Annotated in this window: 15 protein-coding genes and 2 tRNA genes; all 17 read left to right on the forward strand. The window is 65.4% G+C overall.

The window, feature by feature from the left end:
* Positions 1-251: 251 nt before the first annotated feature.
* Positions 252-1,754 (forward strand): chromosomal replication initiator protein DnaA, encoded by a 1,503-nt coding sequence (gene dnaA / locus AB431_RS00005; RefSeq protein ID WP_047328221.1) that lies wholly within the window; start codon positions 252-254, stop codon positions 1,752-1,754.
* Positions 1,755-2,265: 511 nt separating this feature from the next.
* Positions 2,266-3,453, forward strand: a complete 1,188-nt coding sequence (dnaN, locus tag AB431_RS00010; protein WP_047328222.1) for a DNA polymerase III subunit beta — start codon at positions 2,266-2,268, stop codon at positions 3,451-3,453.
* 27 nt (positions 3,454-3,480) lie between these two features.
* Positions 3,481-4,374 carry a phosphogluconate dehydrogenase (NAD(+)-dependent, decarboxylating) gene (gene gnd / locus AB431_RS00015; protein WP_047328223.1) on the forward strand — a complete coding sequence of 298 codons (894 nt, stop codon included), beginning with the start codon at positions 3,481-3,483 and terminating at the stop codon, positions 4,372-4,374.
* A 9-nt stretch (positions 4,375-4,383) separates the two neighbouring features.
* The gene (recF, locus tag AB431_RS00020; RefSeq protein WP_047328224.1) at positions 4,384-5,535 is read left to right on the forward strand and encodes a DNA replication/repair protein RecF; all 1,152 of its coding nucleotides are present in this window, start codon (positions 4,384-4,386) and stop codon (positions 5,533-5,535) included.
* Entirely contained in the window at positions 5,532-6,104 is a 573-nt protein-coding gene (locus AB431_RS00025; protein ID WP_047328225.1) for a DUF721 family protein, read from the forward strand. Before recF ends, AB431_RS00025 begins: the two co-directional genes overlap by 4 nt.
* Before the next feature lie 222 nt (positions 6,105-6,326).
* Entirely contained in the window at positions 6,327-8,339 is a 2,013-nt protein-coding gene (gene gyrB, locus AB431_RS00030; protein ID WP_047328226.1) for a DNA topoisomerase (ATP-hydrolyzing) subunit B, read from the forward strand.
* 38 nt (positions 8,340-8,377) lie between these two features.
* Positions 8,378-10,909, forward strand: a complete 2,532-nt coding sequence (gene gyrA / locus AB431_RS00035) for a DNA gyrase subunit A (RefSeq protein ID WP_047328227.1) — start codon at positions 8,378-8,380, stop codon at positions 10,907-10,909.
* Positions 10,910-10,938: 29 nt separating this feature from the next.
* Positions 10,939-11,829: a DUF3566 domain-containing protein gene (locus tag AB431_RS00040; protein ID WP_047332902.1), complete on the forward strand. Its 891-nt coding sequence runs from the start codon at positions 10,939-10,941 to the stop codon at positions 11,827-11,829.
* Between the two features lie 69 nt (positions 11,830-11,898).
* Positions 11,899-11,972 (forward strand) — tRNA-Ile (locus tag AB431_RS00045).
* Between the two features lie 133 nt (positions 11,973-12,105).
* Positions 12,106-12,178: transfer RNA gene (locus tag AB431_RS00050), tRNA-Ala, on the forward strand.
* A gap of 504 nt (positions 12,179-12,682) precedes the next feature.
* Positions 12,683-13,447 (forward strand): MlaE family ABC transporter permease, encoded by a 765-nt coding sequence (locus AB431_RS00055; RefSeq protein ID WP_369803102.1) that lies wholly within the window; start codon positions 12,683-12,685, stop codon positions 13,445-13,447.
* Complete coding sequence (locus tag AB431_RS00060) at positions 13,444-14,289, forward strand: ABC transporter permease (RefSeq protein ID WP_047328229.1); 846 nt, start codon at positions 13,444-13,446, stop codon at positions 14,287-14,289. Before AB431_RS00055 ends, AB431_RS00060 begins: the two co-directional genes overlap by 4 nt.
* Before the next feature lie 4 nt (positions 14,290-14,293).
* The gene (locus AB431_RS00065; RefSeq protein ID WP_047328230.1) at positions 14,294-15,721 is read left to right on the forward strand and encodes an MCE family protein; all 1,428 of its coding nucleotides are present in this window, start codon (positions 14,294-14,296) and stop codon (positions 15,719-15,721) included.
* Positions 15,722-15,731: 10 nt separating this feature from the next.
* The gene (locus AB431_RS00070) at positions 15,732-16,760 is read left to right on the forward strand and encodes an MCE family protein (RefSeq protein WP_047328231.1); all 1,029 of its coding nucleotides are present in this window, start codon (positions 15,732-15,734) and stop codon (positions 16,758-16,760) included.
* The gene (locus tag AB431_RS00075) at positions 16,757-17,983 is read left to right on the forward strand and encodes an MCE family protein (protein ID WP_047332903.1); all 1,227 of its coding nucleotides are present in this window, start codon (positions 16,757-16,759) and stop codon (positions 17,981-17,983) included. Before AB431_RS00070 ends, AB431_RS00075 begins: the two co-directional genes overlap by 4 nt.
* Entirely contained in the window at positions 17,980-19,236 is a 1,257-nt protein-coding gene (locus tag AB431_RS00080) for an MCE family protein (protein WP_047328232.1), read from the forward strand. The genes AB431_RS00075 and AB431_RS00080 overlap by 4 nt, the downstream gene beginning before the upstream one ends.
* Positions 19,233-20,366, forward strand: a complete 1,134-nt coding sequence (locus AB431_RS00085) for an MCE family protein (RefSeq protein ID WP_047328233.1) — start codon at positions 19,233-19,235, stop codon at positions 20,364-20,366. Before AB431_RS00080 ends, AB431_RS00085 begins: the two co-directional genes overlap by 4 nt.

Here is a 20,366-nt window from a genome sequence, read left to right on the forward strand (position 1 = left end):
AAAACTGTTAGCTTCTGCCAAAGCCGTTTCAGACCGAAGCGGCGTGCAAGTACCAAGCGGGGGCACTGGTCGGCCGATAGTCCACACGACACCTGAATTGCGGGGATTAACTGCCGGCCCGCGGCCCTGCGCCGATATGCTTCCAGGCGAGCCGACTGTCCTGTCCACACCTGTGGATAACTATGTGGACAGATCGTTCGTCGACTCGGTTATTGGTTCCTGCCCGACCTTGCGACCAGGGGGATCTGTCGTTGACCGATGATCCCGGTTCAGCGTTCGCCACGGTGTGGAGCTCGGTTGTCGCCGAGCTCAACGGCGACGGAACTGCGGACTCGCGCCTCAGTAACGGAACTGGCGGCGACGCGCCGCTGACTCCGCAGCAACGCGCATGGCTGAAGTTGGTTCAACCGCTCACCATCGCCGAGGGCTTCGCGCTTCTGTCCGTGCCGAGCAGCTTCGTGCAGAACGAGATCGAACGTCATCTGCGGACCCAGATCGTCGACGCACTGAGCCGCCGGCTCGGGCAGCGGATCGAACTCGGGGTACGAATCGCGCCGCCGGCTCTCGAGGACGATGACGAACCCGCCGCAGCCGAGCCTGCTGTCGTCGACTCCGATCTCGACGAAGTCGACGAAGACCGCGAGGCACTGGCCAGTGCTCACGAGACCTGGCCGAGTTACTTCATCGAGCGGCCCCGCAGTAACCCGTCCGCCGAAGCGCCCGGCATCAGCCTCAACCGCCGCTACACCTTCGACACCTTCGTCATCGGAGCGTCGAACCGGTTCGCCCACGCCGCCGCCCTGGCCATCGCCGAAGCGCCGGCCCGCGCGTACAACCCGTTGTTCATCTGGGGTGAGTCCGGTCTGGGCAAGACGCATCTACTGCATGCCGCCGGCAATTACGCGCAACGGCTGTTTCCGGGCATGCGGGTGAAATACGTCTCGACCGAAGAGTTCACCAACGACTTCATCAACTCCCTGCGCGACGACCGCAAGGTCGCGTTCAAGCGCAGCTACCGCGACATCGACGTCCTGCTGGTCGACGACATCCAGTTCATCGAAGGCAAGGAAGGTATCCAGGAAGAGTTCTTCCATACCTTCAATACGCTGCACAACGCCAACAAGCAGATCGTGATCTCCTCCGACCGGCCGCCCAAACAGCTGGCCACGCTCGAAGACCGACTACGCACCAGGTTCGAGTGGGGACTGATCACCGACGTTCAGCCGCCCGAGCTGGAAACCCGCATCGCGATCTTGCGTAAGAAGGCGCAGATGGAGCGGCTCGACGTTCCTGATGACGTCCTGGAACTCATCGCCAGCAGCATCGAGCGCAATATCCGCGAGCTCGAGGGCGCGCTCATCCGGGTCACCGCGTTCGCCTCGCTGAACAAGACGCCGATCGACAAGTCACTCGCCGAGATCGTTCTGCGCGATCTGATCGCCGACGCAGGCACGATGCAGATCAGCACCGCGGCGATCATGGCCGCAACCGCCGAATACTTCGACACCACCGTCGAGGAATTGCGCGGGCCCGGCAAGACTCGCGCGCTGGCCCAGTCACGGCAGATCGCCATGTACCTGTGCCGGGAACTCACCGACTTGTCACTGCCCAAGATCGGGCAGGCCTTTGGCCGCGATCACACCACGGTCATGTACGCCGAGAAGAAGATTCGCGGTGAAATGGCCCATCGGCGTGAGGTGTTCGATCACGTCAAGGAACTCACCACGCGGATTCGCCAGCGTTCCAAGCGCTGAAATCCCTCGTTTCCTGTCGTCTTCGCGAAAAAACTTTGGTCACTGTCGTACCAGTGGTCACGCAATTGGCTTGTGCACACAGCTGTGGACAAGACCTCACATCACCGTGGAAGTACCGGAATCACAATGAACAACCGGCGGCTGTGCACACCGCTCCGGTGATTCGTCCACGGTCATGCACAGTTGGTCCACATGGCGTGACAGCACCGGAGCAGGCCATCGGCCAGGTAGTCCACAGGTTGCACAGGCCCTATTACTATTGCCGTTATCTCTCTTCCATTTTCTTCTTTGAAGACAGGCTTGGGGAGTAGCCCGTTAACAGCACGTCCGGCATCGTCTGGTGGTGCTCGTGTCACCCCGATCGATTAGCTTTCAAGATGGCGCCCGACGCTCTACGGTTGTTGTTCTGACTGCCGTTCTGCGGCTGTCGCTCACAGATCACGCTCATCCGTGCCGCGGCACGCGGTGAACGCTGGTCGGGGTTATCGCGTGATGAAGGGACTATGTAGACGTGGCAACGACGACGGTTGGCTCCGACCTGAAGTTCCGCCTGGTGCGGGAGGACTTCGCCGACGCGGTGGCCTGGGTTGCCCGTAACCTTCCGACCCGGCCGACGGTGCCGGTGCTGGCAGGCGTGTTGCTCACCGGCACCGACGAGGGCCTGGTCATCTCCGGCTTCGATTACGAAGTGTCGGCCGAAGTGCGCGTTCCCGCCGAAATAGCTTCTCCTGGAAGCGTTTTGGTCTCCGGCCGGTTGTTGTCCGACATCACCAGGGCACTGCCGGCCAAGCCTGTCGACGTCAGCGCCGAAGGCACCCGGGTGGCGCTGAGCTGCGGCAGTGCGCGATTCTCGCTGCCCACCATGGCGGTCGAGGACTATCCGGCGCTGCCGGAATTGCCGGAGGAAACCGGTGTGATCTCCGCCGATCTGTTCGGTGAGGCGATCGGCCAGGTGGCCGTGGCCGCCGGCCGCGACGACACGTTGCCGATGCTCACCGGTATCCGCGTGGAGATTTCCGGTGAGACAGTGGTTTTGGCGGCCACCGACCGGTTCCGGTTGGCCGTGCGTGAACTGACCTGGTCGACGTCCTCCCCCAGCTTGGAAGCCGCGGTGCTGGTGCCGGCCAAGACGCTGGCCGAAGCAGCCAAGGCCGGAACCTCCGGTTCCGAGGTGCACTTGGCGCTGGGGGCCGGATCGGCGGTCGGCAAGGAAGGCCTGCTCGGAATTCGCAGCGGCGGCAAGCGCAGCACCACCCGCCTGCTCGACGCCGAGTTCCCGAAGTTCCGCCAGCTGCTGCCTGCCGAGCACACCGCCGTGGCGACCATCGGCGTCGGCGAGTTGACGGATGCCATCAAACGCGTCGCCCTCGTCGCCGACCGTGGGGCCCAGGTCAGGATGGAATTCGGAGACGGGGTGCTGCATCTGTCGGCCGGTGCCGACGATGTCGGTCGCGCCGAAGAGGACCTGCCCGTGGAATTCGCAGGTGAGCCACTGACCATCGCGTTCAACCCCACCTACCTGACGGACGGCCTGGGCTCGCTGCATTCGGACCGGGTGACATTCGGTTTCACCACACCCAGCCGGCCGGCGGTGTTGCGGCCCGCCGATGGGGAACAGCAGGTGGATGGCACCGGACCGTTCCCCGCCGCTGCGACCGACTACGTATATCTGTTGATGCCGGTCCGGCTTCCCGGCTGACCGGGTCCCCTGACTAGAGAGGCAGTCATGCAGCTGGGTTTGGTCGGTCTCGGCAAGATGGGTTTCAACATGCGCCAGCGGTTGCGCGAGGGCGGCCATGACGTCATCGGGTACGACCCCAGACCCGAGGTGAGCGATGTCCCGACGCTGGCCGCACTGGCCGAGGCGCTCGCCGCTCCGCGTGTGGTGTGGGTGATGGTGCCGTCGGGACCCATCACCGATGACACGATCAGCTCGCTGGCCGAGGTCCTCAGCCCCGGCGACCTGGTCGTCGACGGCGGCAACTCCAAGTACACCGAAGATGGCCCGCACGCTGAACTGCTTGCCGCAAAAGGAATTTCGTTCGTCGACGCCGGTGTTTCCGGCGGTATCTGGGGTCTGGAAGAAGGCTATGGCCTGATGGTCGGTGGCAGTGACGCCGACGTCGCCCGGGTGATGCCGATCTTCGACACGCTGCGACCGGCTGGAGAGCTGGCCGACGGTTTCGTACACGCCGGCCCGGTCGGTGCGGGTCACTACGCCAAGATGGTGCACAACGGAATCGAGTACGGCCTGATGATGGCCTACGCCGAAGGCTACGAGTTGCTGGCTGCCGAGCCCTTGATCACCGACACGCAGGCCGTGATCCAGGCGTGGACGAACGGTACCGTCGTGCGGTCGTGGTTGCAGCAACTGCTGGCCAAGGCGCTGAAGGAAGATCCCGCATTCGACGCGATCTCGGGATACACGGAGGATTCCGGCGAGGGTCGTTGGACGGTCGAGGAGGCGATCCGTCATCGGGTGCCGATGCCGGTGATCGCAGCATCCTTGTTCGCACGTTTCGCGTCGCGGCAAGAAGACTCGCCAACGATGAAAGCCGTTTCGGCGCTGCGTAATCAATTCGGCGGGCACGCGGTCAAGCGAGTCTCGGTATCGGGATAACCAGCGTCGATGTATGTCCGGCACCTGGCGCTCCGCGACTTCCGGTCGTGGGAAACCGTCGATCTCGAATTGGCGCCGGGCCGAACGGTATTCGTCGGACCCAATGGTTTCGGGAAGACCAATCTTGTTGAGGCACTGTGGTATTGCGCGACTCTCGGATCCCACCGGGTCGCCACCGACGCCCCGCTGATCCGGGCCGGGGCCGAGCGTGCGGTCGTGTCGGCCATCGTCGTCAACGAGGGCCGGGAACTGGCCGTCGATCTCGAGATCGCGGCGGGACGGGCCAACAAGGCGCGGTTGAACCGCTCCCCGGTCCGTAGCACCCGCGAAATTCTCGGTGCGGTGCGCGCAGTGCTGTTCGCGCCGGAGGATCTTGCCCTGGTCCGCGGCGACCCCGGCGAACGACGTCGCTACCTCGACGAGCTCGCCTCTGTCCGCCGCCCGCGGGTAGCCGCGATCCGCGCCGACTACGACAAAGTACTCAAGCAGCGCACCGCCTTGTTGAAATCTGCTGCGGGAGCACGGTTCCGGGGCGATTCCGGTGTTCTGGAAACCCTTGACGTGTGGGACGGTCACCTGGCTGCGCACGGCGCGCAGTTGATGGCAGCCCGAATCGAGCTGACCAACCTCCTGGCACCCGAGGTGGAAAAGGCCTATCAACTGCTCGCGCCGGCGTCGCGTCCCGCGGCAATCGGCTACCGCAGCAGCGTCCTCGACGGACCGGACACCGCTTACGACGTCGAGTATCTGGAAGCTGCGCTGCTGGCCGGGCTGGCGGCGCGGCGCAATGCCGAATTGGAACGCGGTATGTGTCTCGTCGGGCCGCACCGCGACGACCTGGATCTGCGACTCGGCGACCAGCCGGCCAAAGGTTTCGCCAGCCACGGCGAATCCTGGTCTATGGCACTGGCATTGCGACTGGCTTCATATGAACTACTGCGCACCGAGGGCAGTGAACCGGTGCTGATTCTCGACGACGTGTTCGCCGAACTGGACAACTCACGCCGCCGTGCGCTGGCCGGTGTGGCGGCCGACGCCGAGCAGGTGCTGATCACCGCGGCCGTCGGTGAAGACATCCCGGCGGACTGGGATGCCACCCGCATCGGCATTTCGTTACGTGACGGCGACGACGGCAGGATGTCGGAGGTGGTGTCACCGTGACCGATCCGCAGGACGACGCAGCGGAGCCGGCCGGTCCGCCCGAGCATCTCGCGAACCTTGCCGGCATGGACCTGGTGCGGCGTGCTCTGGAGGAAGCCCGCGGCGCGGCTCGCAGCCAGGGCAAGGAAGTCGGCCGTGGCCGACGCTCCCCCGGCGCCCGCCGCAGTGCCGAGCGGGACGGCCGCCGCCGCTGGTCGGGACCCGGGCCGGACGGCCGCGACCCGCAGCCTCTCGGAACGGTTGCCAGCGAACTGGCCAAGTCGCGCGGGTGGACACCCAAGGTCGCCGAAGGCGCAGTGTTCGCGCAGTGGGCGACAGTGGTCGGCGAGCAGATCGCCGAGCATGCCGAACCGACGGCGCTGCGTGACGGCGTCCTGAGCGTGACGGCGGAATCGACCGCCTGGGCGACGCAGTTGCGGATGGTGCAGTCACAGCTTCTGGCCAAGATCGCCGCCGCCGTCGGCGACGGCGTGGTGAAGTCACTGAAGATCACCGGACCGGTCGCTCCGTCGTGGCGGAAGGGCAGGCTGCACATCTCCGGGCGCGGACCTCGGGACACCTACGGGTGAGGTCGCTACCACAGTCGGCTGACAGCCACGAGACGCTCGCCTATTAGCCCGTCAAGCGTCATCACGTATACCGATCCGAGAAATTCCGTGCACGGCGCAACTAGGTGTGTAGAAACGCCGCCGCAGAATCGGTCCGGAACGCACTTACCGGTAGACTGAACCAGACCCGCGCGCGGTCGGTGAAACCGTGCGCTTGCGAATCCCAAGGAGAGCGTCCCGCTAGTGGCTGCCAAAGAACAGTACGGTGCCGACTCGATCAAAGTCCTCGAAGGTCTGGAGGCGGTCCGCAAGCGTCCCGGCATGTACATCGGCTCGACCGGTGAACGAGGCCTTCACCATCTCGTCTGGGAGGTCGTCGACAACTCGGTCGACGAGGCGATGGCGGGTTTCGCCACCAAGGTGACGGTCCGCATCCTGGAGGACGGCGGCGTCGAGGTCACCGACGACGGCCGCGGCATCCCCGTCGCCATGCACTCCACCGGCATCCCCACCATCGATGTGGTCATGACCGTGTTGCACGCCGGCGGCAAGTTCGAAGAAGGCGCCTACCAGGTGTCCGGCGGCCTGCACGGGGTGGGCGTCTCGGTGGTGAACGCGCTCTCGAGCCGGCTCGAAGCCGACGTTCGCACCGACGGCTACGAGTGGTTCCAGACGTACGACCATTCGGTGCCGGGCACTCTTCGGCAGGGTGAGAAGACCAAGAAGACCGGCACCACGATCCGGTTCTGGGCCGACCCCAACATCTTCGAGACCACGACCTACGACTTCGAGACGATCGCGCGCCGCCTGCAGGAGATGGCCTTCCTCAACAAAGGCCTGACCATCGAGCTGACCGATGAGCGGGTCACGCCCGAGCAGGTCGTCGACGAGGTCGTCAGCGACACGGCCGAAGCGCCGAAGTCCGCGGAGGAGAAGGCTGCCGAGGCCGTCGCGCCGCACAAGGTCAAGCACCGGGTGTTCCACTACCCGGGTGGACTGGTCGATTTCGTCAAGCACATCAACCGGACCAAGAACGCGATCCAGCCCAGTGTCATCGACTTCGACGGTAAGGGCGAAGGCCACGAGGTCGAGATCGCGATGCAGTGGAACGCCGGTTATTCGGAATCGGTGCACACCTTCGCCAACACGATCAACACCCACGAAGGCGGCACCCACGAAGAGGGCTTCCGCGCCGCGCTGACCACCGTGGTGAACAAGTACGCCAAAGACAAGAAGCTGCTCAAGGACAAAGATCCGAACCTCACCGGCGACGACATCCGCGAGGGCTTGGCGGCGGTCATCTCGGTGAAGGTCTCGCAGCCGCAGTTCGAGGGTCAGACGAAGACGAAGCTCGGCAATACCGAGGTGAAGTCCTTCGTGCAGAAGATCTGCAACGAGCAGCTGACGCACTGGTTCGAGGCCAACCCGACGGAGGCCAAGACCGTCGTGAACAAAGCGGTGTCGTCGGCGCAGGCGCGTATCGCCGCCCGCAAGGCACGAGAGTTGGTGCGGCGCAAGAGTGCGACCGATATCGGCGGCCTGCCGGGCAAGCTCGCCGATTGCCGTTCCACCGACCCGAGGCTGTCGGAATTGTATGTGGTGGAGGGTGATTCGGCCGGCGGCTCGGCCAAGAGTGGTCGCGACTCGATGTTCCAGGCGATCCTTCCGCTGCGCGGCAAGATCATCAACGTCGAGAAGGCCCGTATCGACCGGGTGCTGAAGAACACCGAAGTGCAGGCGATCATCACTGCGCTGGGAACCGGCATTCACGACGAGTTCGACATCGAGAAGCTGCGCTACCACAAGATCGTCTTGATGGCCGACGCCGACGTTGACGGCCAACACATTTCGACGCTGCTGCTGACGCTGCTGTTCCGGTTCATGAAGCCGCTGGTGGAGAACGGCCACATCTTCCTGGCGCAGCCGCCGCTGTACAAGCTCAAATGGCAGCGCAGCGAACCGGAGTTCGCCTACTCCGACCGCGAACGCGACGGTCTGCTGGAGACGGGCAAGGCGGCCGGCAAGAAGATCAACGTCGACGACGGCATCCAGCGCTACAAGGGTCTGGGTGAGATGGACGCCAAGGAGCTGTGGGAGACCACCATGGACCCGTCGGTTCGCGTGCTGCGTCAGGTCACGCTCGACGACGCCGCCGCGGCCGACGAGCTGTTCTCCATCCTGATGGGCGAAGATGTCGAGGCGCGTCGCAGCTTTATCACCCGCAACGCCAAAGACGTTCGCTTCCTGGATGTTTAGTGAAGTGCCCCCCTTCGTAGGGATAAAAGAGGAACCACATGACTGACACGACCCTGCCCCCCGGCGACGAGGCCGGCGACCGCATCGAACCGGTCGACATCCAGCAGGAGATGCAGCGCAGCTACATCGATTACGCGATGAGTGTCATCGTCGGGCGCGCGCTTCCGGAGGTGCGTGACGGCCTCAAGCCCGTGCACCGCCGCGTGCTCTACGCGATGTTCGACTCCGGTTTCCGGCCCGACCGCGGCCACGCGAAATCGGCGCGCTCCGTCGCCGAGACGATGGGTAACTATCACCCGCACGGTGATTCGTCGATCTACGACACTCTGGTGCGCATGGCGCAGCCGTGGTCGCTGCGTTACCCGCTCGTCGACGGCCAGGGCAACTTCGGATCGCCCGGCAACGACCCTGCGGCCGCCATGCGTTACACCGAGGCTCGGCTGACGCCGCTGGCCATGGAGATGCTGCGCGAAATCGACGAGGAGACAGTCGATTTCATCCCCAACTACGACGGCCGGGTGCAAGAGCCCACCGTGCTGCCGAGCCGGTTCCCGAACCTGCTGGCCAACGGCTCGGGCGGCATCGCCGTCGGCATGGCCACCAACATCCCGCCGCACAACCTGCGCGAGCTGGCCGAAGCCGTTTACTGGTGCCTGGAGAACCACGAAGCCGACGAAGAGGCGACGCTGGCGGCTTGCTGCGAACGGGTCAAGGGTCCCGACTTCCCCACCCACGGCCTGATCGTCGGATCGTCGGGCATCAACGACGCGTACACGACCGGACGCGGCTCGATCCGGATGCGCGGAGTCGTTGAGATCGAAGAGGATTCACGCGGTCGCACCTCGATTGTGATCACCGAGTTGCCGTATCAGGTCAACCACGACAACTTCATCACCTCGATCGCCGAACAGGTCCGCGACGGCAAGCTCACGGGCATCTCCAACATCGAAGACCAGTCCAGTGACCGGGTCGGTCTGCGCATCGTCGTGGAGATCAAGCGCGATGCCGTGGCCAAGGTCGTGCTGAACAACCTCTACAAGCACACCCAGCTGCAGACCAGCTTCGGCGCCAACATGCTGTCCATCGTCGACGGCGTGCCCAGGACCCTGCGCCTGGACCAGATGATCCGCTACTACGTCAACCACCAACTCGATGTGATCGTGCGGCGCACCAGGTACCGGTTGCGCAAGGCCAATGAGCGGGCCCACATCCTGCGCGGTCTGGTCAAAGCCCTCGACGCTCTCGACGAGGTGATCGCCTTGATCCGGGCCTCGGAGAGCGCCGACGTCGCGCGGGTCGGCTTGATGGAGCTGCTCGACGTCGATGAAATCCAGGCCCAGGCCATCCTCGACATGCAGCTGCGTCGCCTGGCCGCCCTGGAGCGTCAGCGCATCGTCGACGATCTGGCCAAGATCGAGGCCGAGATCGCTGACCTGGAAGACATTCTGGCCAAGCCGGAGCGGCAGCGCGCCATCGTCCGTGACGAGCTCAAGGAGCTCGCCGACAAGCACGGCGATGACCGTCGCACCCGGATCGTCGCCAGCGACGGCGAGGTGTCCGACGAGGACCTGATCGCGCGCGAGGACGTCGTCGTCACGATCACCGAGACCGGGTACGCGAAGCGGACGAAGACCGATTTGTACCGCAGCCAGAAGCGCGGCGGCAAGGGCGTGCAGGGTGCCGGGCTCAAGCAGGACGACATCGTCAAGCACTTCTTCGTGTCCTCGACGCACGACTGGATCCTGTTCTTCACCACGCAGGGCCGGGTGTACCGGGCAAAGGCGTACGAGTTGCCGGAGGCGTCGCGTACCGCGCGCGGGCAGCACGTTGCGAACCTGCTGGCGTTCCAGCCGGAGGAGCGCATCGCGCAGGTCATCCAGATCAAGAGTTACGACGATGCGCCCTATCTGGTGTTGGCCACCCGCAACGGTCTGGTGAAGAAGTCGAAGCTCACCGACTTCGACTCCAACCGGTCGGGCGGGATCGTGGCGGTGAACCTGCGCGACGGCGACGAGTTGGTCGGCGCGGTGCTCTGCTCGGCCGAGGACGATCTGTTGCTGGTCAGTGCCAACGGACAGTCGATCCGCTTCTCGGCCACCGACGAGGCGCTGCGGCCGATGGGCCGGGCCACCTCGGGTGTGCAGGGCATGCGATTCAACGAGGATGACCGGCTGCTGTCGCTCAATGTGGTCCGGGAGGGGACGTATCTGCTGGTGGCGACTGCCGGTGGTTACGCCAAGCGCACCGCGATCGAGGAGTACACCGCTCAGGGCCGCGGCGGTAAAGGCATCCTGACCATTCAATACGACCGGCGGCGTGGCAGTCTGGTGGGCGCATTGGTGGTCGATGAAGACAGCGAGCTGTATGCCATCACCTCAGGTGGGGGTGTCATCCGCACCGCCGCCCGTCAGGTCCGCAAGGCCGGGCGCCAGACAAAGGGCGTTCGCTTGATGAACCTGGGTGAGGGCGACACACTGTTAGCCATCGCTCGCAATGCCGAGGAGCAGGACAGCACGGACGAAGAGACCGCGCTGGAGCCTGAATCCGGCGAAACATCCGACGAGACGTAAACGCGGCGGGCGACAGGTTAGGAGTGGCGGTGAGCGCACCGAACGAGCCGGGCCAACCCGGACCGGGCGAGGGCCCGGGCAACGGGAACGGCTCGGCCGACCGGGCCGGTACCCGACCGGGTCCTGGCGGCGGGTCCGGCGAGGCCCCGCCGTGGCAGCGCGGCGCCACGCGTGCGCGGCAGGGTGGCGCACCTCAGCGACCGGCGGCGGAGGGACAGCCTCGGCAGGCGCCGCCGGCGGGTCCACCGCCGAATATCGAGCAGCGGGTGAACCGGTTCATCAGCGGCACGGCCGCCCCCGATCTGTCCGGCGCGGGCGGTCCGCAGCAGGAGCAGCGGCCCGAGCCGCAGCCCAACCGACCCGAGCCTCGTCCCGAAGTCAGGCCTGAGCCCCGCACCGAGGGCGCCCGCCCGGAGAGCTACGGCAGTGAGTTGCCGGACCTGTCGGGGTCAGCCCCGCCGAAGCCCGTTGCGCAGCAACGCAAACCGGCTTCGGAGGCGCCGGCGCGACCGGTCGGCCCGACCGCCCGAATTCAGGCCGCTGCGGGTCGCTCGCGCGGGCCGGTGCGGGCGAGCATGCAGATCCGCCACATCGACCCGTGGAGTGCGCTGAAGGTGTCGCTGCTGCTGTCGGTGGCGCTGTTCTTCGTGTGGATGATCGCCGTGGCGTTCCTGTATCTGGTGCTGGGCGGTATGGGCGTGTGGAGCAAGCTGAACAGCAACGTCGGTGACCTGTTGACAGCCACCAGCGGGGGCGGCGGTGAGCTGGTGTCCAGCGGGACGATCTTCGGCGGCGCGGCGCTGATCGGTCTGGTGAACATCGTGCTGCTGACGGCGATGGCCACTGTCGGAGCATTCATCTACAACCTCAGCACCGACATCGTCGGCGGTATCGAGGTCACACTGGCCGACCGCGACTAGCGACCGTTGACCGGTTTGGGCGCAGTGCCTCGCGTGCGGTAATCTCGTCGCTCGGTCGTATGTGAGTACGGGCCTATAGCTCAGGCGGTTAGAGCGCTTCGCTGATAACGAAGAGGTCGGAGGTTCGAGTCCTCCTAGGCCCACGATGTCCTGGTCATCGGGAAGGGCGCCCGTGCGGATTGCACTGCTGTTGGTGGCGGCGTTCTTTGTGGGCGCGGCGATCATCCGAAGCCGCCGCAGCGCAATCTGGCACACCCTCGACGACCGCGGCACCGCGGGGCCTTAGCTCAGTTGGTAGAGCGCTGCCTTTGCAAGGCAGATGTCAGGAGTTCGAATCTCCTAGGCTCCACAGAGACGGCGGGCGAACCTCAGGCCGGAATCGCCGTACGTTGCGGCAACGTCTTCTTGCATCGGCGACAGGTGAATGTCGCCCGCGAGGCGAAGATCTTCTGCGCATGATTGCAGATGCCGCACTTGACGTGCCGGCGAGATAGCCACCCCCAAGTCATTCCGACATCATGCACCACCGACAGCGTCCTCACAGGCAAGATTCAGCAAACGTCAGATTTGAGCATTTGATCTTTCAGCAAACGCCCATTGCTGTCGTTGCGCCACGGGTTGGACCTTGCGGGCCGTCAATTTGACCTCGGAATAATCCGGCTCGCAGCGCGGCCCGGCGTGCTGAACACAGGAACCTCGGCGAAATCGCTGCGATCGTGCCCGCGCCCGGCAGCCACGTTCTTCAGTCCTTCGACGAAGTGACCTTCGACCCCTCCGGCACCGCTCTTTGCTGCATAGCGTAAATCGCTGAGATGCCGCAGACCGTCGGCAACCGGCCAGGGGGTCCGTCGTGGTGTCAGCCGACAGTGTTCTGAAACCTATCCGGTCGGTCGGCGACTTCTATGCCATCGCACTGGATGCGCTCGTCGCGATGTTCAAGCCCCCGTTCGCCTGGCGAGAGTTCGTCCTGCAGACCTGGTTCGTGGCACGCGTGGCAGTGGGCCCGACCCTGCTGCTGGCCATCCCGTTCACCGTCCTCGTCGTCTTCACCATCAACGTCTTGCTGACCGAGTTCGGCGCCACCGACTTCTCCGGAACCGGGGCGGCCACCGCTGCGGTCACCGAGATCGGGCCGATAGTCACCGTCCTCGTCGTCGCGGGCACCGGAGCGACGGCGATGTGCGCGGACCTGGGGGCCCGCACCATCCGCGACGAGCTCGACGCGCTGCGGGTCATGGGTGTCGACCCGGTGCATCGCCTGGTGGTGCCGCGGGTGCTGGCGGCCACCGTCGTCGCCGTCTCGCTGGTGTCGTTGGTGACCTTCGTCGGGCTGGTTGGCTCCTTCAGTTTCGCGGTGTTCGTTCAGCACGTCACCCCGGGTGCATTCGCCGCGGGCCTCACGTTGTTCACCGGGCTGCCGGACATCATCCTGGGTGTGGTCAAGGGCGCGTTGTTCGGCATGGCAGCGGCATTGATCGCCTGCTACAAGGGCATGTCGGTCCGGCGAGGACCGCAGGGAGTCGGCAATGCGGTCAACGAGACCGTCGTCTACTCGTTCGTGGCGCTCTTCGTGATCAACATCGTCGCGACCGCCGTCTACTACACGAGCGCGAAATGACGGCGATCCCAGAGCATTCCGGATGGTCGGCCGCAATCGACGGCGTGGTCGGCGGCTGGAACCGAATCGGTGTCCAGATCAAGTTCAACGCCCGATCCATCCGTGAGATGGGCATAGCCGTCACCCGGTACCGAACCGAAATCCTGCGGCTCATCGCGCAAATGAGTTTGGGTACCGGGGCATTGGCGCTCATCGGCGGCACCGTGGTGGTCGTCGGCTTCCTCACCCTGACCACCGGCGCGGTGATCGCGGTGCAGGGGTACAACGAACTCTCGGGCATCGGCGTGGAGGCCATGACGGGATTCATCTCGGCTTACGTCAACGTCCGCATCATCTCCCCCGCCGTAGCCGGAATCGGGTTGGCCGCCACGATCGGTGCGGGCGCGACCGCCCAACTGGGCGCAATGCGCATCGCCGACGAGATCGACGCGCTCGAGGTCATGGCGGTCCGGTCGGTCGCCTATCTGGTGTCCACCCGAGTGATCGCCGGAGTGGTCGTGGTGATCCCGCTGTACTGCGTCGCGATGGTATGTGCCTTTCTGGCGGCCCGCTTCGGCACAACCGGGTTCTACGGGCAGTCCACCGGCGTCTACGACCACTACTTCAACACCTTCCTCAACTCGACCGACCTGCTCTGGTCGTTCTTCACCGTCGTGCTGATGGGCATCGCCGTCATGCTGGTGCACACCTACTACGGATACACAGCCACCGGTGGACCCGCGGGAGTCGGCGAGGCTGTCGGCCACAGCGTGCGCACGTCGCTGATCGTCCTGACGCTGCTGCTGCTGGCGGTCGCCATGTCCGTCTACGGACAATCCGGCAACTTCCACCTCTCCGGGTAGTGCCATGTCCGATCCGCGCTCAGAAGGTATGCCGCCGGGTTGGTGGACCCTGATCTTCGTCACCGCCGCGGCCGCCGCCGTCGTGGCGACGACGGTGTTGTTTTCGGGCTCGCTGCGCGATTACGTGCCGGTGACTTTGACCTCGGACCGAGCCGGTCTGGTGATGGGCCGCGGCGCGAAGGTGAAACTGCGCGGTGTCCAGATCGGCCGGGTAGGCCACGTGAGCGGCGGTCAGAACGGGGTGACGCTGAATCTCGAAATACAGCCCGAGCAACTGAAGTTCATTCCGGCGAACGTGACCGCGCGCATCCGCGCGGGAACCTTGTTCAGCGGGAAGTTCGTCGAGTTGCTCTACCCCAGCGACCCCAGCCCACAGCGGCTGGCCGCCGGCGGGGTCATCAGGGCCGACAACGTGAGCACCGAGATCAACACGCTGTTCCGCGATGTCGCCGACATCCTCGATCAGGTCGATCCCGCGAAGCTTCAGTCCGTGCTCACCGCGCTGGCGGAGGGACTGCGGGGTCACGGCGCCGTCATCGGTCAGACCATCACCGACACCAATGACGTGATGACGCAGATCAACGCCCGCACCGACACCATCACCGCCGACCGGCGATCGATCCGGGATATCAGCGACACCTACAGCGCCGTTGCCCAGCACATCCTGACCGCGCTCGACGCGGCAGGCACCACAAGTGCCACGATCTCGAGCAACGCACAACCACTGGATGCCTTGCTCACCGGTGTCGTCGGAATGTCGCGCAGCGGAATCGATCTGATCGGTTCCAGCCAATCCAACATCACTGCGGCGGTGACGGCCTTCGCGTCGACGGCCCGGCTGCTGCTGAAGTACAACCCCACGTTCACCTGCACGCTGGTGGGAGCCAAGAAGGCGCTCGACACCGGCTACCTCGACGCCACCGGCGCCGCCAACGGCAAGTCGCTGATTCTCGACAGCGCATTGCTTTTCGGACCCGACGCCTATCGCTACCCGCAGAACCTGCCGATCATCGGGGCCAAGGGCGGACCGGGGGGCATGCCCGGCTGCGGTTCGCTGCCCGACGTGGCCGCCAATTGGCCGGTGCGCCAGCTCATCACGAACACCGGATGGGGTACCGGCCTGGACATCCGGCCGAACCCGGGCATAGGTTTCCCGGGCTACGCCAACTATTTCCCGGTCACCCGCGGTGTGCCCGAACCGCCGAGTGTGCGCTACCCCGGCGGCCCGGCGCCCGGGCCGATCCCGTATCCGGGCGCGCCGCCGTACGGAGCGACGCTGTATGCCCCCGACGGAACCCCGCTGTGGCCGGGTCTGCCGGCGGCGCCGCCGGGCGCCGCCCCCGACCCGGGACCGCCACCGCCGGGCTCCGAACCCTTCAACGTGGCTGCACCCGCGCAGCTGCAACCGACGCCCGCTGCGGCGGCACCGTGACGGAGCGACCATGAGGGAGAGTCTGCCGGGGGCGATCTGGCGCGTCGGCGTGTTCCTGGCGGTGTGCGCGCTCGGCCTGGCGGCCATGCTGGCGATCTTCGCCCAACTGCGTTTCGAGGCAGAAAAGGTCTACACCGCAGAGTTCCGCACGGTATCCGGGCTCGAAGACGGAAACTTCGTCCGCGTCGCCGGAGTCGAGGTCGGGAAGGTCAAAGCAATCCATATCCGCGACGACGGGATCGCGCTGGTCGAATTCGGGACCGATCCGTCGGTCGTGCTGACCCAGGGCAACCGGGCCGTGATCCGGTATCGCAATCTGATCGGCGAACGTTATCTGGCGCTCGAGGAGGGTGCGGGCGGCACCCGGGCGCTTGCGCCGGGCGCCACGATCCCGCTCTCGCACACCGCGCCGGCGCTGGACCTCGACGCACTGCTGGGCGGCTTCCGCCCCCTGTTTCGCGCGCTGAATCCCGAACAGGTCAACGCATTGTCCGGGCAACTGATCGAAGCGTTGCAGGGTGAAGGATCGGCGATCACGACATTCCTGACCCAGACCGCAACGCTGACCAGCACGCTGGCCGACCGGGACCACCTGATCGGACAGCTGATCACCAACCTCAGAGCCCTGGCCGGATCGCTGGGCGATGAGAGTTCGCAGCTGGCCGTCGCCGTCGACGCCATGAGTGCATCGTTGGCGACGATCGCCGACCGTCGGCAGGACTTGCGCAACGGCCTGGCGTACGGCAACGCGGCCGCCGCCTCGATCGGCGACCTGCTCGTCCAGGGCCGCGCCCCGCTGAAAACCGTTGTCCACGAGGCAGATCGGACGGCGACCGTCGCACTGGCGGACCGAGAATACTTCGACCACCTGCTCGACACGCTGCCGGACGTCTACCGGATGCTGAACCGGCAGGGACTCTACGGCGACTACTTCAGCTTCTATCTGTGCGACCTGATCCTGAAACTGAACGGCAAAGGCGGACAGCCCGTTTACGTGAAGGTCGTCGGCCAGGACACCGGGCGGTGCGCGCCCAGATGAAAGCTTTTGCCGAACGCAATTCCATTGTCGTCGGTGTGGTGGGTGTGGCGGCGACCCTCGCTGTGGTGCTCGCAGCGCTGAACTACGGGAAGCTTCCGTTCGTCAACTCCAACCGGCACTATTCGGCCTACTTCGCCGAGGCCGGCGGCCTGCTCACCGGTGCCGCGGTGCAGGTATCCGGCTACAAATCCGGCGAGGTCACCAGCATCGATCTCGACGGCCCGCGGGTCAGGGTCACCTTCGAGGTGGACAAGAGTATCCGGCTCGGCGACCGGACCGAGGCGGCTATCAAGACGAAAAGTATTCTCGGCGCGAAGATCCTGGAGCTGACCCCCCGCGGCGACGGTTCTCAATCGGGTCCCATCCCCCTCGACCGAACGACGTCGCCCTACCAGCTACCCGACGCCCTCGGTGACCTGACGGCCACCATCAGCCAACTGGACACCGCCCGGCTGTCGGACTCCTGGAAGGTACTGGCCGACGAATTCTCCGAGACCCCAATGGCTCTCAAGCCCGCCCTGGAGGGCGTGGCGCGGTTCTCGGAGACCCTGAACACACGCGACGCACAGCTACGCAAGCTGCTGGCCGACGCCAACAAAGTGACGACGGTGCTGGCGCAACGCAGCGACGCGCTGGTGAAAATGCTCACCGACAGCAACGCACTGCTGGCCGATCTGACCAATCAGAGCCGAGCCCTGGACGACATCGCAGGCAACATCGCCGCCTTGAGCCGCCAGCTGAAGGGTGTGATCGCCGAGAACAGGCAAACCCTGGCACCCGCGCTGGACAAGCTCAACCAGCTGCTGACGATCCTCGACAATCGGAAGGAGCGTATCCAGTTGGCCATCAAGGGCTTCAATCAATACGCGATGTCGCTGGGCGAATCGATGTCGGCGGGGCCCTTCTTCAAGTTCTACATCGCCAACCTGCTGCCGGGCCAGTTCATCCAGCCGTTCGTCGACGCCGCTTTCTCCGATCTCGGCCTCGACCCGCACGTCCTGGCACCCTCGGAGCGCACCGATCCGCAAACCGGCCAACCCGCAACGCCGCCACTGCCGCTGCCCTACCCCCGCACCGGCCAGGGCGGTGAGCCGAGACTGAGCCTTCCCGACGCGATCACGGGCATCCCCGGCGATCCCCGCTACCCGTACCGCGAGCCCCCGCCGGCACCGCTGCCCGGCGGCGCCCCGCCCGGTCCACCCGCCGAGGGACAGAGCCAATGACCAAGCGCGCCAACATCCGCATCGGGCTCGCGGCAGCGCTCGCCCTGTTGCTCGTCGCCGGTGTCACAGTGCTGTCGATCTCGGCCGCAACGGTGGACCGACGAACGATCGTCGCGTACTTCGCGAACAGCAACGGAATCTTCGTCGGCGACGAAGTCCGGATTCTCGGTGTGCGCGTCGGCAAGATCGACCGCATCGAGCCCGAACCGCAGCGGGTCAAAGTCACCTTCTGGTACGACGCCAAGTATCCGGTGCCCGCCGACGCGAAAGCCGTCATCCTCTCCCCGGCCATCGTCACCGCGCGCGTCATCCAACTCACCCCGGCCTACACCAGCGGACCGCAGATGCACGACAACGCAGTCATTCCCCAGGAGCGCACCGCCGTTCCGGTGGAATGGGACGAACTGCGCGAGCAGCTCGAACGGCTCAGTGAGCTCGTGCAACCGGACCAGCCCGGTGGAGTCAGTACGCTGGGATCGGTGGTGCACACCACCGCTGAAACCCTGCGTGGTCAGGGCGCCACCATCCGCCGGACCATCATCGAACTCTCCCAGACGATTTCGCTGCTCGGCGACCACAGCTCCGACGTGTTCGGCACCGTCAAGAACCTCTCGCTGCTGGTCTCCGCGCTGCAGGACAGCGGGCAGGTGATGCGGCAACTCAACACCAACCTGGCCACCGCGACAGGACTACTGAGCAACGATCCCAATGAAATCGGCGACGCCCTGTCGGCGCTGGATGCCGTTATCGGCGATGTGCGTAGCTTCGTCGCCGAGAACCGCGAGGCGCTGGGCACCACCGCCGACAAGCTGGCCGCGGTGTCCTCTGCGCTGGGCGCCAGCCTCGACGACGTCAAGCAGGCCCTGCACGTCGCGCCCAATGAACTGCAAAACCTGATGAACACGTATCAGCCCGCACAAGCCACCATGGGTGGCGCCTACGCCTTCAACAACTTCGCCGACCCGATCACGTTTCTGTGCGGCGCAATCCAGGCTGCCTCGCGACTGGGTGCCGAACAGTCGGCGAAATTGTGCGTGCAGTATCTGGCCCCGATCGTCAAGAACCGTCAGTACAACTTCCCGCCGCTGAGCGAGAACCTCATCGTCGGCGCGACCGCGCGACCCAACGAGGTGACCTACAGCGAGGACTGGCTCAGGCCCGATTACATCCCCCCGACGAATCCCGTAGTCCGGCAGGCTGATCCGACGCAGGGTCTGCCCGGGTTGATGACGCCGCCCGAGGCGGGCTCATGAGTAGCCGGCGCAGGATGACCGCGGTGCTGCTGGCGGTAATGCTGGCCGCGTCGATGTCGGCCTGTGCCTGGCGCGGACTCAATTCCCTACCGCTGCCCGGGACGGCGGGCCGGGGTCCGGGTGCGTACACGATCCAGGCACAGCTACCGGACGTGCGGACCATCGAGCCCAACTCCCGTGTGCAGGTCGGCGACGTCACGGTGGGCACCGTCACCAAGATCGAGCGGCAGGGCTGGCACGCGCTGCTGACCATGAGCATCGACGGCGGCGTCGAACTGCCCGCCAACGCCACCGCGACTATCGGCCAAAGCGGGCTGCTCGGCTCTTTGCACGTCGAGCTGGCCGCACCAACCGCCACCCCACCCCGTGGCAGCTTGCACGACGGATCGTTGATCCCGCTGTCGTCGGCCGGAACGTACCCGTCGAGCGAGCAAGTCCTGTCGGCAATCACGTTGCTGCTCAACGGCGGCGGTATCGGGCAGGTCCAGGACATCACCGACTCGCTGAGTACCGCGCTGGCCGGCCGGGAACAGGATCTGCGGAACCTGATCGCACAGCTGGACGCGTTCACCCGCTACGTCAATGGCCAGTCGGCCGACATCATCGCCACCGCCGAGAGCCTGAACACCCTCGCCGGCCAGTTCGCCGATCAGCAGCCGGTCGTCGACAAGGCACTCGCTACCATCCCGGACGCACTGCGCGTCATCAGCGACGAACGCCAGACGCTGGTCGAAGCACTCGATCAACTCGGCAAGTTCAGTGCGCTCGTCGCCGACAGCACCAATCAGACCAAAGACAGCCTGATCGAGGAACTCAAGGACCTGGGTCCGGTGCTGGAATCGCTGGCGAACGCAGGGCCCGCGCTGACCCGATCACTGGGCATGTTCGCCACCTACCCGTTCCCGGCCGACACCGTCGGCGTCTGGCAGCGAGGCGATTTCGCGAACCTGACCGCCGTCATCGACCTGACATTGAGTCGGCTCGACGCGTCGTTCCTCACCGGAACCCGGTGGGAGGGCAACCTGACCCAACTGGAGTTGCAGTGGGGCCGGACCATCGGCCAGCTGCCCAGCCCGTACACGCAGGGCAATCCGCTTGTCGCTCTGTATCATTGGGAACAGGGGCGATGA

Source organism: Mycobacterium sp. EPa45, from assembly GCF_001021385.1.
Taxonomy (GTDB): domain Bacteria; phylum Actinomycetota; class Actinomycetes; order Mycobacteriales; family Mycobacteriaceae; genus Mycobacterium.

Excerpts from the sequence above, each read along its gene's own strand:
- gnd (WP_047328223.1), top strand. The coding sequence starts at position 3,481 with ATGCAGCTGGGTTTGGTCGGTCTCGGCAAGATGGGTTTCAACATGCGC.
- recF (WP_047328224.1), top strand. The coding sequence starts at position 4,384 with ATGTATGTCCGGCACCTGGCGCTCCGCGACTTCCGGTCGTGGGAAACC.
- gyrA (WP_047328227.1), top strand. The coding sequence starts at position 8,378 with ATGACTGACACGACCCTGCCCCCCGGCGACGAGGCCGGCGACCGCATC.
- AB431_RS00060 (WP_047328229.1), top strand. The coding sequence starts at position 13,444 with ATGACGGCGATCCCAGAGCATTCCGGATGGTCGGCCGCAATCGACGGC.
- AB431_RS00065 (WP_047328230.1), top strand. The coding sequence starts at position 14,294 with ATGTCCGATCCGCGCTCAGAAGGTATGCCGCCGGGTTGGTGGACCCTG.
- AB431_RS00070 (WP_047328231.1), top strand. The coding sequence starts at position 15,732 with ATGAGGGAGAGTCTGCCGGGGGCGATCTGGCGCGTCGGCGTGTTCCTG.
- AB431_RS00075 (WP_047332903.1), top strand. The coding sequence starts at position 16,757 with ATGAAAGCTTTTGCCGAACGCAATTCCATTGTCGTCGGTGTGGTGGGT.
- AB431_RS00080 (WP_047328232.1), top strand. The coding sequence starts at position 17,980 with ATGACCAAGCGCGCCAACATCCGCATCGGGCTCGCGGCAGCGCTCGCC.
- AB431_RS00085 (WP_047328233.1), top strand. The coding sequence starts at position 19,233 with ATGAGTAGCCGGCGCAGGATGACCGCGGTGCTGCTGGCGGTAATGCTG.